This is a genomic window from Dorea amylophila (genome assembly GCF_025567265.1).
GTDB classification, from domain to species: Bacteria; Bacillota; Clostridia; order Lachnospirales; family Lachnospiraceae; genus Dorea_A; species Dorea_A amylophila.
Map to the genome: position 1 here is coordinate 45,507 of NZ_JAOQJW010000017.1, position 16,899 is coordinate 62,405.

Genomic DNA, 16,899 nt, shown 5'->3' on the forward strand with positions numbered 1-16,899 from the left:
CCATGCTTATTGTCATATCATCCACAAGTTGTTATAATATAAGCCTGGAGGGACGCTTATGACTTATGTAAAAACCAGATTGCAGCATTCCATCGACATTGATGCGATCATCACACTGCACTATTTTGAATATATGAAAAATTTCGAATTCAAAGGCGAGTCACATAATTTTTGGGAATTTCTTTATGTCGACAAAGGAACCGTTGCAGTCCGTGCCGATGATACCTGGACAACTCTTTATACCGGTGACATTATCTTTCACCAGCCAAATGAATTCCATGCCATTAAGTCCATCGGGAAAGATTCACCCAATCTGGTCGCCATGTCTTTCACTTCCAGTTCGCAGGCCATGTCTTTCTTCGTAAATAAAAGCTTTACACTCAGTATGGAAGAACGGGCCATGATCTCCAGAATCATCACGGAAGGCCGGCATACGCTTGCAACGCCTATGCACATTCCTTCGGTCGAACAGGTACAGTTAAAGGAACATGCACCTTTTGGCTCCCAGCAGATGATTCTCCTTTATCTTGAGATGTTTCTGATCACCCTGATCCGTGAACATCAGGAAGAGAGCGGCGCCTCTATACAGCATAAGTCTTCTCCCGAGAAAGAATCTGCAGAGCAGGAACGCCTCAGCGAAATTCTGAAATACCTCGAATATCACATCTGCGAAAAGCTGACGGTAAAAGACATCTGCAATGAATTCTCCATGTCCCGTTCTGCCGTTCAGTTACTGTTTCACGAACAACTGAACTGTGGTGTGATCGACTATTTCAACCAAATGAAGATTCAGCGTGCCAAAGACATTATCCGTGACGGTTCTATGAACCTTACCGAAATTGCTTATTTTCTTTCTTACAGCTCACTGCCATATTTTTCCAAGCAGTTCCGTCTTGCAACCGGCATGTCACCTTCCGCTTATGCATCTTCCATAAAAGGAATTACCGATGCTGTCTACGAGGCAGAAGAGCGAAACCGCGATCTATAATCACTCATAAAAAAATGGCGCAACAAGGCTTATTCATTACACCCCGTTGTGCCATTTTTTATTATTTCATTTTTATTTTCAGTCTGTTGTCTAAAACTCTGCCTTTAAAAATGCTTCATAGCATCTTACTGCTTCATATATGTCTGCCTTGCTCGTCGTCTCCCACGGTGCATGCATTCCAAGGACTGCCACACCGCTATCGATAACTTCCATGCCGTACACACTCATCAGATAAGCGATCGTTCCTCCGCCGCCTACATCAACACGGCCAAGTTCTGCTGTCTGGAAATGCACCTTTGCATCTTCCATGATCTTTCTTAACTGAGCCACGTATTCCGGATTGGCATCATTGGAACCGCTCTTTCCTCCCGAACCTGTATACTTGTTAAATACCGGCCCACATGCAAGAAAGGCCGCATTCTTTTTCTCATATACATCCTCATACATCGGATCAAATCCCGCACTTACATCAGATGAGAGCATCTTGGAATTTGCCAGCGTCCTTCTGAGAACAATGTCATTATATTCAATCCCTTCATTCAAAAGAATGTATTCCGCAACTGCATTTTCGAAAAACCTGGATGTCATACCACTCGCACCCGTACTTCCAATCTCTTCCTTGTCAACCAACAGACAGCAGGCAGTTCTCGTAACCTCTTCTGCTTCCAGTATTGCAAACAACGAAGTGAATGCACACACTCTGTCATCCTGTCCATATGCCAGAATCATACTGTTATCCAGTCCACACTCTCTGGCTTTTCCTGCCGGCACAATCTCTAATTCTGCCGAGAGGAAATCTTCCTCTTCAATATCATATTTTTCTTTCAGAAGATTCCTGATTCTCCGTGTCACCGCATCCTCTTCTCCGTCCTCCGGACGGTTGCCGATCAAAAGATCCATCTGTTCCCCATCGATGAAATCTTTTGCCAGCTTTTCTCTCTGCTTTGCTCCTAGATGCGGAAGAAGATCATTGATCACAAGCACCGGGTCTGTCTCTTTTTCCCCCACACAGACCTCTACTTTTTCCCCATCTTTCTTAATCACTACACCATGAAGCGCAAGCGGAATCGAAAGCCACTGGTATTTTTTAACGCCACCGTAATAATGCGTATCAAGAAAAGCCAGTCCTTCATTCTCGTATAACGGGTTCTGTTTGACATCAATTCTCGGTGAATCAATATGTGCACCAAGAATATTCATCCCCTCTTCAACCGGCGCAGTTCCTGCATGAAAAAGTACAATGGCTTTCCCCATATAATCCATATATACTTTATCTCCGGTGCGAATCTTCTTTCCTGCCTTGATCAGCTGTTTCATATCTTCATATCCCTGAGCTCTGGCAAGTTCAATGGTCTTCTGTACGCACTCCCGTTCTGTTTTTCCTTCATCCAGACATGTACGATATAACGCATTGGTTTTTTCCAACTTCTCCAGCTGTGTCTCGCTATATGTCTGCCATAAATTTTTACGTTTCATAACTTCTGATCTCACCTCTTTCTCCTTTTATTTAAACTGTATTATAAACCATGTCTTTTAAAATTGTATTATATTTTTGTCCATTGAAATTGTAGAATCGTCCAATATTCTACAAAAAATTCTCTTTTTAACCATATTCCCTTTGCTTTTTATTTTTCTGTGCTGTATGATGTGGGATAAAAAAGGGGGCACTCTATCATGGAATATTCTGGTGTTAAGTTACATAATTCTATTACTGTCGGAAAGATATTCAGTATTCATTATTTTGAATATATGAATAACTTTAAATTCTCTGGTGAAGCTCATAATTTTTGGGAATTTGTATATATTGATAAAGGCGAAGCCGGTATAACTCACAATAAATCTTATACAGTACTACACAAAGGGGAACTTTTCTTTCATAAACCCAATGAATTTCACAGTGTCCGGGCAACAGGCACGATTGCACCCAATCTTATTGTTATATCTTTTGAGTGCAATGACAAGGCAATGAATTTTTTCAACAATCGTCGTATGAAAATTGATGAAACTGCACAAACATTGCTCGCCAATATTATCATCGAAGCAAAACGTTGTTTTAACTGTCGTCTAGACGATCCTTATCTTCAAAATATGCCTTTAAAAGACACAGACATTTTTGGTTCACAACAAATGATTCGATTATATTTGGAACATTTTTTGATTCATTTAATCCGATGTTACTCTCAATCTTTCCTGCAACACAAAAAGCTTTCAGAAGCAAAGCTTCCGAAAGCTACAAAAACAAATAATGACACTGAAACATTCAATAAAATCATTGATTATCTCAACCGGCACATAACATCACATGTAACTATTGACTTGATTTGCAAAGACAATCTAATTGGTCGTTCCCAATTACAGAAATTATTCAAGGAACAATGCAATCGGGGTATTATCGAATATTTTTCAATATTGAAAATCGAAGTTGCCAAAGAACTGATCCGAACCAATCACATGAATTTTACACAGATTTCTGCACATCTTGGTTACACCTCTATTCATTATTTTTCCAGGCAATTCAAAAAAATTGTCGGAATGACACCTTCTGAATACGCTTCTTCTGTCAAAGCAATAGCAGAAGGAAACGCAAACTAATCGTCTTCTATGACTGTTATTTAATTTGCATGAAATTCATAGCGGAAAGGAAGTATCTGCTTTCCCCCATACAATTCATGATTCAGGATCTCCCAGAGATCCTGGATACTGTCTTCTCCTTCTCTTACATCATCAACCACAATTCCTTCTTCACTGTTCAGCAATTTATCCGCTTCTTCAAGCCTTCCTGTCTTCACAAGCCCCAGTGCATAATAATATTGCACCCGCCCGATGGATTTCATATCTTCATCCATAACAGCATACTGCTGTAAAATTGCCCTATATGCTTCGCATTGACTCAGAATTTTAAGTCCTTCTTTCTGATATGACAGACAGTGTCTCTTAAGTTCCATTCCTCTTTGTGCATACAATGCCGCAAGATTTTTATTTCCTTCATGAATACTTAAACATGCCAGTCCATGCAGCGCCCATGCGTTCTCCTGAAGTTTCAACGATGTTTCATACATTTCTTTCGCAATTTTATCATTTCCTTTTCGGAATTCAAGAATCCCAAGATGATAATATGCATACCAGTTTTCATAATTCGGTGCTAGTGGTTTCAGCGTCGTCTTTTTCAGATAAGCCAGAAATTCTTCTCCATTCCAGAATGCATCCGGTTCTGTCTCTGGGTCCGGACAATGAAGCTCTCCTGTCTCAAAAAAATGTTCCCACTTTTCCATACTTTCCGTTTTCTTTACAAATTTCAAATGACCCGTTCTTGCGTACTCTTTGCGAAATGCACCATAACCACTTCCCGGAGTAATCAGTTCTGCCTCTGTTAATGCCATCTTTTTTGTTTTCTTCAATTCTTCTTCCAGTTTCCCGATCAGCTGAGTTTTTTGCAGATAGTCTGTTATGTATCTTTTTCTTTCTTCAAATGATTTATCATATATCTCTGCAGTCAGTTCTTCTGAATATGCCGGTCCGTAACATTCCATCCATTCCCACGCAGTGTGTGGTGCCATCGGAATACATCCATACTGTGTCTTTCCAAGTCCCGCCTGAATTTCTACATAGCGCCCTGCATCTTTTGTCAAAAACTCCTGCCAGTGATCAGATGCTGCATTACTTCCCCATGAAAACAGTTTTCTTCCTTTCAGTCTTCCTGTCGAAAACTGTAAAAGCCCTTTTCCGTTTTTATCTACATTTACAATATATTTCGGCTCGTTTTCCGGGATATTAAAGAAATAATCAATACTCCGTGGAATTTTCTGATAATCCGAAACATCCACACCATCCACTTCTGGCAAAGATACTTTACGACATTCAACACCTGTTCCTGCATATGCTTCTGATGCAGGAACTGTTATATGTCCCTGTTCATACTCCGGAACCGCCATATTGCTCCACCAATACATCGGAATCACTTCCGTACTTTCATTCACTATTCTCATTCTACATTTCAAATATGAACAATCATCATCCAGCCAAAAATCCATCTGCCATGTTACCCCTCTGATTCTTTCATACTCATACATTCTCAGTACCGGTTCTCCTTCATCGGTATGTGTCTCTGCAACATATAATGGCTCTGTCGTATACGGCTGATGTCCTATAATGCCAAGATTCCATTCCACGCCTCCCGAAAACCAGGCATTTCGTACCGCCAGGTTACTGAACTGTAATACGTCATTCGTATAAAGCAGATTCCTGTTTTCATTTTTATCCCAAAGTTCCCATAATCTTCCACCATAATCTGGAAGAAATACTGCCTTGAGCTGATTATTTTCCAATACTGCCGTACGAATTTGCTTTTCTTTCAATTGCCTTTTGTAATTATTTCTCTGACGGTATGGATAAGAATCCGCTACTTTCCCATATCCTTCATAAATTTCATCTGTTTCATCCAAATAGAACTTTAACGAATTCTGCAGAATCCGTTCTCCAAGAAGATCTGGTACACATGACTCTTCTCCCAAATCTGCTGCAAGCATATTTTTCCATTCAAATCTTAATTCTGACATAATTTTTCCTTTCTTCGCTTCAAATAAAATCCACAGGACTTGCCAGTGGCAGTTTCTCCCGTATGCTTTAATATAAAAATGAAGCTGTCAACCATGACTACCTCCTTACATGGTATAACAGCTTCACCACCTTTCTACTACAAGGTTCTCTCTATCCCTTGATTCCTCCCGTTACTCCACCTATAATCTTCTCTGATAAGAAGAGATACAGAATAAAGGTCGGCAGGAATACAATAACAACTGCTGCAAACATTCCTGCCCAGTTGCCTGTATACTGCATAGACTGGAGCATTCCGTACAGTCCAACCGCTACCGGCCGTAATGTATCGTTGTTTGCAAAGATCAATGACAGGAAATATTCATTCCAGATATTGATAAAATTGAAAATCGTAACTGTGACGATTCCCGACTGAGCCATCGGGAACATAATCTTCCAGAATGTCTTCGTTGGAGGGCAGCCATCAATTGCAGCAGCCTCTTCATATGTTCGAGACAGGTTCGAGAAGAATGTCAGCAGAAAAATTGTTGTATATGGAATGTTGATTCCAATATACAGAAAGATCAATGTTACTTTGCTAGCAAATACACTGTTCAAGATTCCAAGATTGGCAACGATACTAAACAGCGGAAGCACAATCATGGTAATCGGAATTCCCATTGCCGATACAAAACTTGTCTGAATGATTTTATTTCCCAAAAATGTGAATCTCGCCAGTACATATGCTGCCGGCGCACAGATCAGGATCAGCAGGAAACATGATATCAGGGAATATAACATTGAGTTCATAAAGAACGTTGCCACACCACCAGATCCCCATGCCTGTATATAATTTTCAAAATGTAGTCCTGTAGGGAACTTTAATGCTTTTCCTGCGAAAATATCAGTTGTTGTCGAAAGACTCGCTGCAAGAATCCAGCCAAGCAGCATAAATGTGAAGATAACCCACAAGATGATCACGATATATCCAGGAGCCAGTTTCATTTCTTTTTTCCAGTTGATTTTCTGTCTTACTTTCTTTTCTTTTTCCATAACTGCTCCTCCTTTCTAAAATTCAAGATCATCATCTTTGATCAATTTGTTACAGATTGAGAATACGATCACTACACATACGCACAGAATGATACCGATTGCAGCTCCATATCCTGCATTTCTCTCTGTCACCGCATTACCTGCGCCAAATGTATGCATATACATATACTGTACCGGTACGATTGTTGCCTTATCTGCCGTAACCGTTGAGAACAATTGCGACCATACAAAGAATGCCGCTGTACTTACTGTCCACATTGTAATATTTGTTTTAAATACACCTTTTAAAAGAGGCATTGTCATATAGCGGAACTGCTGCGGTTTATTCGCACCGTCAATTGTTGCCGCCTCAAAAAGATCCGGGCTGATTCTTTCGATTCCACTCATCCAGATCAACATATGATATCCTATCATTCCGAAGCAGTATGCAAAAAGCAATGCCCAGAACTTGTGATCGGAATCCAGCCATGGAGTTTTCGCAAGTTTATGTAATCCAAGCGAATCTAAAACGCCCTTTAAAAGTCCAAACTTAGAACTATATACATACTGCAGCCACATAGTTGCAAGCGCTACCGCACTTACGATATTCGGAAGATAGATGATTGCACGGAAGAATTTCTTCCCGCGTATTCCACTTGTCAGGATTACTCCGAATAACAGGGACACCGATAATACGATGATTCCACCCAGTGCCCAGATTTTCAAAATGTTCATCATTGCTGTTTTAAAGATCGCTGTCGTAAACAACTTCTGGTAGTTGCCCAATCCAACAAATGTCCACCATTCCATTGTATCCGTTACTGACTCGATCTTATACATACTCATCATAATGGTTCTGATAATCGGATACAGGAATACTATGAGGAAGATGATTACTGCCGGGGCAAGAAACCCAACGATCATTTTTTTATTCTTCTTCACGTATATGCCTCCTTTTACTAAAATATGGTGGCCGCGTAGTAACCGCCCTGCCACCATATTGATCACTATCTAGTCTCTTTTCTTTACTGTCTGATTTTACTTTCCTGCTGCTTCTTTCATTGCTTTGATGAATCCTGCTGCGTCCAGTTTGCCTGAAGCAAGTTTCTGTGTATTTTCCTGAAGCACAGGTGTGATATCATTGTTGCTTTCTACGCCTGCTGCCCAGTCATAGAAAGTTGTTGTTGCATCGAATGCTTCTTTTACTCCTGCGAGTTCTGTCGGCCATGCATCTGAATTGGCTTTGTCAGTTGGGATACAAAGAGCATCTTCTGTCATCTTCTTATCGTACTCACCTGTTGTAATGTACTCGATAAGCTGGAATGCTTCGTCTGCCATCTTAGAATCCTTGTTAATTGCAAGTACCTGGTTTGCAATGTTGTTAGCTGTATTATCATCTTTTCCGTCCGGAACTGATGGGTAGTTGAAGTAACCCCATTCAAGATCATCTGCTACAGAATCTTTTGCTTCATTCGGAAGCCATGATCCGCAGATAACAATTGCTGCATCACCAGGAGCGAATTCCTGATTCTGTCCTGCCGGATATTTGTTTGTTGCGATATTTTTTGAGAAATAACCTTTCTTAGCGAAATCAGCAAAACTTTCTGCTGCTGCTTTAACTTTTTCATCATCCCATGTTACAGATTCGCCATTATATTCTTCTCCTGTTACCAGAGCTTTTACTCCATCCTGTCCGATATATCTTGCAAGATGATATCCAATGAATGATGTCAGATAAGCATCATCTGCTGTAATTGGTGTAATTCCTGCTTCTTTTAATTTTGCACAAGCTGCATCTAATTCTTCCCATGTAGTTGGTACGGATTCGATTCCTGCTTTTGTAAATAATGTCTTATTGTAGAAGAAACCAAAGATAGATGGCTGATATGGAATGCTGTGTAATGTATCATCTCCATCATGTGTCTGACCATATGCATTACGTGCAATCTTGAACAATGTCTCGTTACCGTGCTCAGATTCATAATCCTTAGCCATATCTTCCAGATCTAATAAGTATTTTCCCCAACTTCCGTTTACACGGTTAACATCTTCATCAAACAAATCAATCTGCTGTTTTGCGCTCAAAGCCGGCTCCAGTCCCTCTCTCTGTCCGGTACGTCCCTTGAACTGTACATCAACCTTAACACCAGTATCTTTTTCATACTTACTGATAGCTTCCTTGATAACCTTTGCCTGTGGTTCATCCTCACTCCACATAGCCCAGTATACAAGTTTGTCCCCACCTTTGCTGCTTCCACTGTCTGAACCTGATTTGCTTCCGCATCCTACAACCAGTGAAGCTGCCATTGCCACGCACAGAAGTGCGCTCACAATTTTCTTTTTCATAACACGTTTCCTCCTATTTCGTATCGTTTGTTGTTAAATCTATTCTAATACAAATTTGCACAAAAATCTTTGTCTTATAGAACTCTAAATTTGCACTATCTGCATTAGTTATTTGATTTTTGAACAAATTTATTGTATCATATTGTATAGATTTTACAAAGTATTATTTTCACAGACTTGCTTTTATTTACAAAACATATTGTAAAACATACACGCAAAGGAGAATAAGCATGGCATACTATGGAGTGGATTTACATAATTCTATCACTTTAGGACGAATCTTCAGTATTCATTATTTTGAATATATGAGTGATTTCAGCTTTGAAGGAGAATCTCACAACTTCTGGGAGTTTGTCTGTGTCGACAAAGGCGAAGTTGATGTAACCAGAGGAAAAACGCATACGATATTAAAAAAAGGAGATCTCGTTTTTCACAAGCCCAATGAATTTCATAATGTTAAAGCGACCGGCAATATTGCGCCCAACCTGGTTGTTATTTCTTTTGAATGCCATGATGATGCCATGTACTTTTTCAATGACAGGATCTTGCGGATTGATGAGACAGAGCGTAATCTGCTTGCCGACATTATAATAGAAGCCAGACGCTGTTTTGACTGCAGACTGGATGATCCTTATCTACAGAATATGCCTTTAAAGGATTCCAATACATTTGGATCTCAGCAGATGATCAGACTCTATCTGGAACATTTTCTGATCCACCTGATCCGCCGCTATTCCAATCCGGTCGTCCTTCAGAAAAAACTTTCAAAAGTAGATGCCCCCAAAGCTACAAAAAGTAAAAGCGATGCCGAAGTTTTCAATCGTGTTACCGACTACCTGGAAAGCCATCTGAACACACATGTTACCATTGACCAGATCTGCAAAGACAATCTGATCGGACGTTCACAGCTCCAAAAGATTTTCAAAGAACATTGTGATCTCGGAATCATTGAATATTTTTCAATGCTGAAGATCAATGCTGCAAAAGAATTAATACGTACCAAGCAATTAAATTTTACTCAGGTTGCAGAACACCTTGGGTATACCTCCATCCATTATTTTTCCAGACAATTCAAAAAAGTGTCCGGAATGACTCCTTCGGAGTATGCATCTTCGATTAAGGCTATGGCGGAGGGGGAATTCAAATAATTTTTCTTGGGATTTAATTTATTAACTGGGGAAGCGGCCTCTCAGTCCTTGAAGGAAACAATAGATAAGGCTTCTTGTTCAGGTTCCATACCATAAGAAACACTAAGAGAGTCAGAATCACCTAAAAGCAAAGGAACTACGCTCAAACTCGGCGTTCGCCTCAAACACGTTCGCTTCGTTCCTTTAACGGTGCTTCTGACTCTCTGATTGTTTCTAACGGCATTCCACATTCACAATAATTCTTATCTATTGTTTCCTTCAAGTCGTGACTGGCAGCAGATGTTAATAAATAAAATGCCCGGAAGTGTAACCCGGCGGAGTCCACTACGGTTACGCAATTGCCATTTAAGGAATGTTATGTTAATATACATTCATCGACAGCTATTCTGTCTGTCGGATAAATTCAAAATATATAAGAATCGGGTCTTGTATATTTCAAAATAGCGTTAGCTATTCGTGAGGGAAATCAGAAGATAATTCACAGAAAATTTTGAAACAAAGGAAAAATGAAAAGCATATTTGCACGATTGATGTTGCAGAAAAAATATATTTTGCTTATACTAAAAGTAAATATCCGGGATTTTTTCGTGCAAAGTGCGGAAAGGAGTCCGGATGGGAAAAGAAAACAGAGAAGCAAAAAGTAGTGTACTGGTAGATTTGATGTATGAAGATGAATCTGCAGAAGAAAATGAACGTTCTTTTTATAATGCCTTACATGAGGAGCAGTTACCGAACAATATAGAGATTAAGAAACTGCGAGTAGAAAATGTTGTATATATGAATTTTAAAAATGATTTTTCATTTAAAACAGGAGATCAGGTTTTAGTTCTTGGAGAACATCAGTCGACATTGAATAACAACATGCCTCTCAGAGAACTTATGTATATTGGAAGAGTATTGGAACAGTTAATTCCGATAAAAGACAGGTATAAGAAAGGACAGGTTCATTTTCCTACACCTGAATTTTATACATTGTATAATGGCAAGGATTTTATGGAAAAAGAGAAGATATTAAAGTTATCAGATGCATTTGAAACGAAGAGTGATGATCCTATGCTGGAATTGAAAGTCCGGGTGATTAATATCAATCCAGAAGCAGGACATGAATTGTTGGAGCGTTGTCCGATAATACGGGAATATAGTGAATTTATAGAAATAATCCGTAAATATCAGAAGAAAAAAGATGTAGAACCATATAAACATGCAATTGAAGAATGTATAGAAAAAGGAATTCTTGCAGACTATCTAAAAAGAAAAGGAAGCGAGGTTGTAAATATGTTAACGGCTGAGTATGATTATGAGACAGATATTGAAGTACAGAGAGGCGAAGCATATGATGAGGGAAGAGAAGAGGGAAAATTTGAGGAAAAAAAGAATCTTATAAAAAATCTATATGAAGCAAAATTTACAGTTGCTGAGATTTCAAAACTGTTGAAAACGAAAGAAGATGAAGTGGAAAAGATTATAAATTGCTAGTAAAAGGGAGCTGATCGTAGTTGATCAGCTCCCTTTTCATCCATGTTTCCGGTAACAACTGGGGACTTATTTGTAATAAATCGGTCGGGTATCCACAGCCTTCCTGAATTAAATCCCAATTTTAGCAAGCGCTGCCTCATCCCCAACCAACGTCACATCATTATGCAGCTGGAGAATAGAAGCCGGCACTTCCGGTGTGACCGGGCCGAAGAAAGCACGCTCTACGATATCTGCCTTGTTTTCTCCATTCACTACTATCAGGATCTTCTTTGCCTGCATGATTGTCTTGATTCCCATCGTATATGCCTGTTTTGGCACATCGTCGGCAGATGCGAAGAATCTCTTATTTGCCTCAATCGTACTCTCTGTCAGATCTACACAATGTGTTTCCTTTTCAAATGCTTCTCCCGGCTCATTGAAACCGATATGTCCGTTATGTCCGAGTCCGAGCAGCTGAAGATCCACACCGCCCAGTGATCGGATCAGTTCTTCATATCTTCCACATTCTTTTTCCGCATCCGGCTCCATTCCGTTCGGAACATTGGTCCGTTCCGGATCAATATTCACACGGTCAAACAGATGTTGATGCATAAAGTAATAATAGCTCTGATCATTCGTACGTGGCAATCCCTTGTATTCATCCAGATTTACTGTCGTAACCTCCGAGAAATCCAGATCTCCCTTGTTATACCATTCAACCAGCTGATCATAAGTTCCGATTGGCGTAGATCCTGTTGCCAGTCCCAGTACACAGTTTGGTTTCATGATCACCTGTGCAGAGATGATATTCGCTGCTTTCCTGCTCATGTCCTTGTAATCTTTTGCTTTGTAAATTTTCATAAGTACAACCTCCCAATTGTATTTGTTACTTTCTTTTCAAAATTACTGCATTTTCAAAATACTCCGGCAGATGAAAATTCGGCCGTTCGCTTTCCACGCATCTGTACGCTGCATAATGTTCGTATTCCTTTGTTTCACAAATTTTATAGAAATTGCAGCGAAAATCGGATCCTTCCTGTAAATTCAATTTCCCGTATACTTGTTCCAGTATTTCTATCGGAAGCGTAAGATTCACATTCCATTGCTCTTCCTGTATTTCTGCGCTACATTTCATCTTCCGTATCTGATCCGGCGTAAATGGTATCCGGTTCATCTTATTCTTTCCATAGCATGCAAGAAGTGCACCATTTGCATTCATTTCGAAGTTAAGATAAATATCATCTGCTGCCGTATCATTTCCTTTAAATTGAAAAAAAGCCTCCATAGCACTGTCTTTGTAAACCGGATCCTGGTCTTCTTTATAAACCCGGAGAGGATCCTTCTCCTCACACACAAGTTTGATATACAATCCTTCCCCCTGAACAAATCCAATATACCCATAAGTTTTTTCAATCTTCTCTGTTCCCCATAACAGATTTTCGATTTTAAACAGCTCTACTGATTCTAATAACTCTTTGTTTTCTATCAACCGAACTTCCATATGCCGACTCCTGTTGCATAGTTAATGGCTTCTATCTCAATCTAGCAAATATACCGCAGAAAAACAAGATTGTATAAAATCAAAGAGACAAACGTACAAAAAAATAAACCAATCGTGACAGCATTCTTTACGCAAAAAACCGCCAGTGCAATGCACTGACGGTTTTCAACATTCAATATTAGTCCTGTACGTATGGCATAAGAGCGATGTGACGTGCTCTCTTGATTGCTACTGTAAGAGCTCTCTGGTGCTTAGCGCAGTTTCCAGTAATTCTTCTAGGAAGAATTTTTCCTCTTTCAGAGATGTACTTTCTTAATTTTGCTGTATCCTTGTAATCGATTTCGTTATTCTCTTTTCCACAGAATACGCAAACTTTTTTTCTTCTGCGTCCGCCGCCTCTTCTCTTGAAGCCGCCTTCTGGACGATTTCCTTTATCGTAAGCCATTTTGGTTTCTCCTTTCAACAAAATGAAATGCGGCAAGTACCACAGCATGGTACTATTGCCTAATTAAAAGGTAATTCCTCATCAATTCCATCCGGAATGTTCATGAAGCCGTCACCTGCATCAGATACTGGCGTGGCTGGTGCCGGAGTCGGTGATGGAGCTGCCGCACGGAAACTTCCTGCATTTGCGTCGCTTACTGCCTTGCTTTCAGCAAATTCCTGATCTTCTACAACAACATCTGTTGTGTATACTTTCTGACCTTCTTTATTGGTATAGCTTCCTGTCTGAATACGTCCGGTTACGATAACCTTCAGTCCCTGACGGAAATATTTCTCAGCAAATTCTGCACTTCTTCCGAAAGCTACGCATCCGATAAAGTCAGCTGTCTGCTCTCCGTCGTTGTTACGTCTGAATCTGCGGTCTACAGCTAATGTATATCTTGCGATCGCTGTAGAATTCTCACCCTGTGAATATCTTACCTCAGGATCTCTTGTCAAGCGTCCCATCAAAATTACTTTATTCATATTATACCTCTACTTCCTGCTTATGCATCCTGTCTAACGCATAAAAATCTGATAACGTTGTCCATAATGCGAATTCTCTGCTCGATTTCGCTTGGAGTCTCAGCATCAGACTCGAAGTGGATGAAATAGTAGTATGCTTCTTTCATCTTCTGAATCTCGTAAGCTAATCTCTTCTTACCCCATTCATCAACGTCAGAGATCTGTCCACCGAAACGTTCAACTAATGCTTTCACCTTTTCGATTACCTGAGCTCTTTCGTCGTCTTCGATTTTTGCACTGACAACAACAGCTAATTCATATTTGTTCATGTCGTCTTGCACCTCCTTCTGGTCTTTTGGCCCCCGCTCATCTTATGTGGGAGCAAGGATTTCTGTCTCTATTTTAGGACAGAATTATTGTATCACGAGTTCTTATGTTACCATAAAGTCTCGATTCTTTCAAGCTTTTTTCTTCAAATCTTTTGTATTTTTTTCTACCAATTTGCGGGCGATCATGATCTGATGTCCGCATCCCATACATTTCAGTCGGAAATCTGCTCCAACCCTTAGTATCTCCCATTCTTTACTTCCACATGGATGCGGCTTTTTCATTGTTACCACATCTCCTACTTCATAGGTATATTCTTTCTTCATCACTGTTTCGTCTCCTCCTCTTTTACCCCTCTTACAACAAACCGGTGATTATCACTGGCACTGGTACAGGTCGACAATGTAACGATCGTATCTGCCGTTGTCACTTCCACGCCGGTATTATACAGAGAAGTACTCTGCGTCATATTCAAAAATTCCTGATATTCTTCATCTGTTTCAAATGTTGTCTGATACGATTCCGAAGTGTCGACTACCTGTCCTGCCGAATAAATATGATATTTCAGAATTCTTCCATCAACGGTATATATGTAAAAATATGGATTATTCTTCCAGAATTCACGGGTATCATAATCCTGCAGGTGACGGAACATCGAACCGTCCCGCATTCTATGTCCATATATTACAGAGTTTTTATCCGAAAAATCCTTTTGATTGTCAACATTCAGGAAGATTGCTCCCAGCGTATTTTCGTTAGACGAAAATGTTTTCTTCAGATATTTACTGTTATCCGTTCCCTGAACAACCGGATAATTGATCTGACTCGGCTCATCCGGGAATCTGATCCATGCGATCGTATCCGGATTGATCTCCAACAGTTTTTGAAAATCAACAGAGAATGTATCATCTCCGTCTTCACTATGATTTTTATCTTTATCATTTTTATTCTTATCATCCGTCACCGCAAGTTTCCGCACTTTATCATACTCACTTCTTCCATCCAGATAACCTTTTCCGATCTTAAACAGTTGAAAGCCCGACACGCAGAATACGATCAGTGCGATCACAAGAATCACATTGGCGATTATATTCCCTTTTTTCTTCCGCCTTCTTCCGCGGTGATGTTTTTTTCTTTCATTGTCTGCATTTTCATTTCCCATTCCGGATTCGATCCCTCCCTGTGCTGTTCTATTTTCTTTACTTTTTCGATTCCATAATCTCTACGATCGTCTTTTCCGTCCCTGTCATTCCAGGGGATGCGATCATTCCCATGTACTTCATAGTTGCTTCCGGAGTCCTGCCGTTGATTCCATGAATATTTTCTATGCAGATATCATCCATTGCCATATCTGTTGCACGGAATGCTGCATCTACTGCCACGATCCCTTTCATCGTACATCCGTGATTGCCTCCGTCACAGATCATTCCGGTCAGACCGCTTGCCATATTCTGAATCACTTTTGTATGTTTTTCTCCATCCGCTCCCTGCAGATATGCCAGTCCACAGGCCATCCCGGTTCCGGCTGCAATCCCGCAGCCGCAAAATGCCGATAATCTTCCTGAGTACTCTTTGATATACATCGTGATCAGATAGCTGAGTGCAGTTGCTCTCCACAGGGTCTCATCATCCGTCTTATCTTCATTGGCATGCCGGTACGCATACAACGGCATCGTCGCAATGATTCCGTGTGCACCGCTCCCGGTAATGCTCATAGCCGGTCTGGAAAGGCCCAGAACCCTGGCCTCTATCGCACCGTTACACAGTAATTGTGCCGTCTTAAGTGCATCCCTGGATATGATCCGGTTGCCATTCTCACGATAAAGTTTCTTTGCGAACACTGCCCTGTCCGAAGCCAGTCCTTCTTTTAACAATTCCAGATTCATCGTATACGCTTTTTCTATAAACGCAATCTCTTCAACCGGAACTGTATTTACATATCGAAGAATCTCTGCCAGGGAATATCCGTGAATTACCGGACGTGCCTGCTTTTTCCGGGATTCACCCCTGTACATCTTATCTTCTGTCTCAAATATTACAATGCCGTCTTTTTCTATCTTTACGATATTCGTATGTGCATCCCGGATCATCACCTTACACCGGTTATTCTCCGTTGTCACCACGGCATCGATCGTGATCTCGGATCCGACATGATCCATAACCACTTCCACCAGACCGTCGCTCACCATCTGCGCCGCTTTCTCATCATCTTCCGGTGTGATATCTGCCAGCGATTCCAGTCCTTTTTCCGAATCTGCCGCTACCGCCCCAAGTGCCGCCGCATAATAGTTGCCGAATCTCTCCGAATTAGGAATTCCACAGGTAAATGCATTCTTGTACATACCGGAATTCAATGCCACATGTACATTTACAATCTTACCTTCCGTATATTTCTTCGCACTTGCCACGGCAAATGCGATAGCTCCCGGCTCGGTCACGCCAAGTGCCGGTTTCATATCTTCTCTGATCAGCTCCGTCAGATTCTGCATATTCTGCCTCCTCCCCGTTATCAACCCTGTTCTACAAAATTAACATTCTTATCTTAACACATCCACCGCAGTTTCTGCACTTTTCTCATCTAAAATCTTTAGAAATTTTAATACTCTGTTTATTGATTTTTC

General features: G+C 40.5%; 17 protein-coding genes. 4 read left to right on the forward strand and 13 right to left on the reverse strand.

The annotated features are described in order from the left end of the window. Positions 1-58 precede the first annotated feature (58 nt). Positions 59-988 carry an AraC family transcriptional regulator gene (locus OCV72_RS11395; RefSeq protein WP_055283905.1) on the forward strand — a complete coding sequence of 310 codons (930 nt, stop codon included), beginning with the start codon at positions 59-61 and terminating at the stop codon, positions 986-988. A 90-nt stretch (positions 989-1,078) separates the two neighbouring features. Here OCV72_RS11395 and OCV72_RS11400 read toward each other — a convergent pair whose 3' ends face one another. Further along, positions 1,079-2,464 (reverse strand): aminopeptidase, encoded by a 1,386-nt coding sequence (locus OCV72_RS11400; protein WP_055283970.1) that lies wholly within the window; start codon positions 2,462-2,464, stop codon positions 1,079-1,081. 198 nt (positions 2,465-2,662) lie between these two features. Here OCV72_RS11400 and OCV72_RS11405 point away from each other — a divergent pair, with 198 nt between their 5' ends. Continuing rightward, positions 2,663-3,580: a helix-turn-helix domain-containing protein gene (locus tag OCV72_RS11405; protein WP_055283907.1), complete on the forward strand. Its 918-nt coding sequence runs from the start codon at positions 2,663-2,665 to the stop codon at positions 3,578-3,580. Between the two features lie 20 nt (positions 3,581-3,600). Here the strand turns inward: OCV72_RS11405 and OCV72_RS11410 are convergent, their stop codons facing one another. The 4 genes from OCV72_RS11410 to OCV72_RS11425 form a co-directional block, all read right to left on the reverse strand. Further along, positions 3,601-5,544 carry a DUF5107 domain-containing protein gene (locus tag OCV72_RS11410; RefSeq protein WP_055283910.1) on the reverse strand — a complete coding sequence of 648 codons (1,944 nt, stop codon included), beginning with the start codon at positions 5,542-5,544 and terminating at the stop codon, positions 3,601-3,603. A gap of 151 nt (positions 5,545-5,695) precedes the next feature. Beyond that, positions 5,696-6,574: a carbohydrate ABC transporter permease gene (locus OCV72_RS11415; RefSeq protein ID WP_022414982.1), complete on the reverse strand. Its 879-nt coding sequence runs from the start codon at positions 6,572-6,574 to the stop codon at positions 5,696-5,698. Between the two features lie 15 nt (positions 6,575-6,589). After that, positions 6,590-7,495 (reverse strand): carbohydrate ABC transporter permease, encoded by a 906-nt coding sequence (locus OCV72_RS11420; protein WP_022414981.1) that lies wholly within the window; start codon positions 7,493-7,495, stop codon positions 6,590-6,592. A gap of 96 nt (positions 7,496-7,591) precedes the next feature. Continuing rightward, the gene (locus OCV72_RS11425) at positions 7,592-8,899 is read right to left on the reverse strand and encodes an ABC transporter substrate-binding protein (RefSeq protein WP_055283912.1); all 1,308 of its coding nucleotides are present in this window, start codon (positions 8,897-8,899) and stop codon (positions 7,592-7,594) included. A gap of 230 nt (positions 8,900-9,129) precedes the next feature. On the opposite strand from OCV72_RS11425, the gene OCV72_RS11430 reads away from it, so the two are divergent. Beyond that, complete coding sequence (locus OCV72_RS11430) at positions 9,130-10,047, forward strand: AraC family transcriptional regulator (RefSeq protein ID WP_055283915.1); 918 nt, start codon at positions 9,130-9,132, stop codon at positions 10,045-10,047. A 612-nt stretch (positions 10,048-10,659) separates the two neighbouring features. Continuing rightward, entirely contained in the window at positions 10,660-11,523 is an 864-nt protein-coding gene (locus OCV72_RS11435) for an RpnC/YadD family protein (protein WP_055283917.1), read from the forward strand. Between the two features lie 108 nt (positions 11,524-11,631). On the opposite strand, the gene nagB is transcribed toward OCV72_RS11435, so the two are convergent. The 8 genes from nagB to OCV72_RS11475 all read right to left on the reverse strand — a co-directional run bounded on the left by nagB (position 11,632) and on the right by OCV72_RS11475 (position 16,767). Beyond that, positions 11,632-12,363 (reverse strand): glucosamine-6-phosphate deaminase, encoded by a 732-nt coding sequence (gene nagB / locus OCV72_RS11440; protein ID WP_022415243.1) that lies wholly within the window; start codon positions 12,361-12,363, stop codon positions 11,632-11,634. Positions 12,364-12,388: 25 nt separating this feature from the next. Further along, positions 12,389-13,003, reverse strand: a complete 615-nt coding sequence (locus tag OCV72_RS11445) for a carbohydrate-binding family 9-like protein (protein ID WP_055283919.1) — start codon at positions 13,001-13,003, stop codon at positions 12,389-12,391. A gap of 178 nt (positions 13,004-13,181) precedes the next feature. Then, positions 13,182-13,448, reverse strand: coding sequence for a 30S ribosomal protein S18 (gene rpsR / locus OCV72_RS11450; RefSeq protein ID WP_006427702.1), 267 nt, complete (start codon positions 13,446-13,448; stop codon positions 13,182-13,184). Between the two features lie 59 nt (positions 13,449-13,507). After that, positions 13,508-13,972, reverse strand: coding sequence for a single-stranded DNA-binding protein (locus tag OCV72_RS11455; protein ID WP_055283921.1), 465 nt, complete (start codon positions 13,970-13,972; stop codon positions 13,508-13,510). Between the two features lie 20 nt (positions 13,973-13,992). After that, positions 13,993-14,280, reverse strand: a complete 288-nt coding sequence (gene rpsF / locus OCV72_RS11460; protein WP_006427704.1) for a 30S ribosomal protein S6 — start codon at positions 14,278-14,280, stop codon at positions 13,993-13,995. A 129-nt stretch (positions 14,281-14,409) separates the two neighbouring features. After that, entirely contained in the window at positions 14,410-14,604 is a 195-nt protein-coding gene (locus OCV72_RS11465; RefSeq protein WP_022415154.1) for a DUF951 domain-containing protein, read from the reverse strand. Beyond that, positions 14,604-15,440: a class B sortase gene (gene srtB, locus OCV72_RS11470; RefSeq protein WP_055283923.1), complete on the reverse strand. Its 837-nt coding sequence runs from the start codon at positions 15,438-15,440 to the stop codon at positions 14,604-14,606. Before srtB ends, OCV72_RS11465 begins: the two co-directional genes overlap by 1 nt. A 37-nt stretch (positions 15,441-15,477) precedes the next feature. Next, complete coding sequence (locus OCV72_RS11475; protein WP_055283925.1) at positions 15,478-16,767, reverse strand: L-cysteine desulfidase family protein; 1,290 nt, start codon at positions 16,765-16,767, stop codon at positions 15,478-15,480. Positions 16,768-16,899 lie beyond the last annotated feature (132 nt).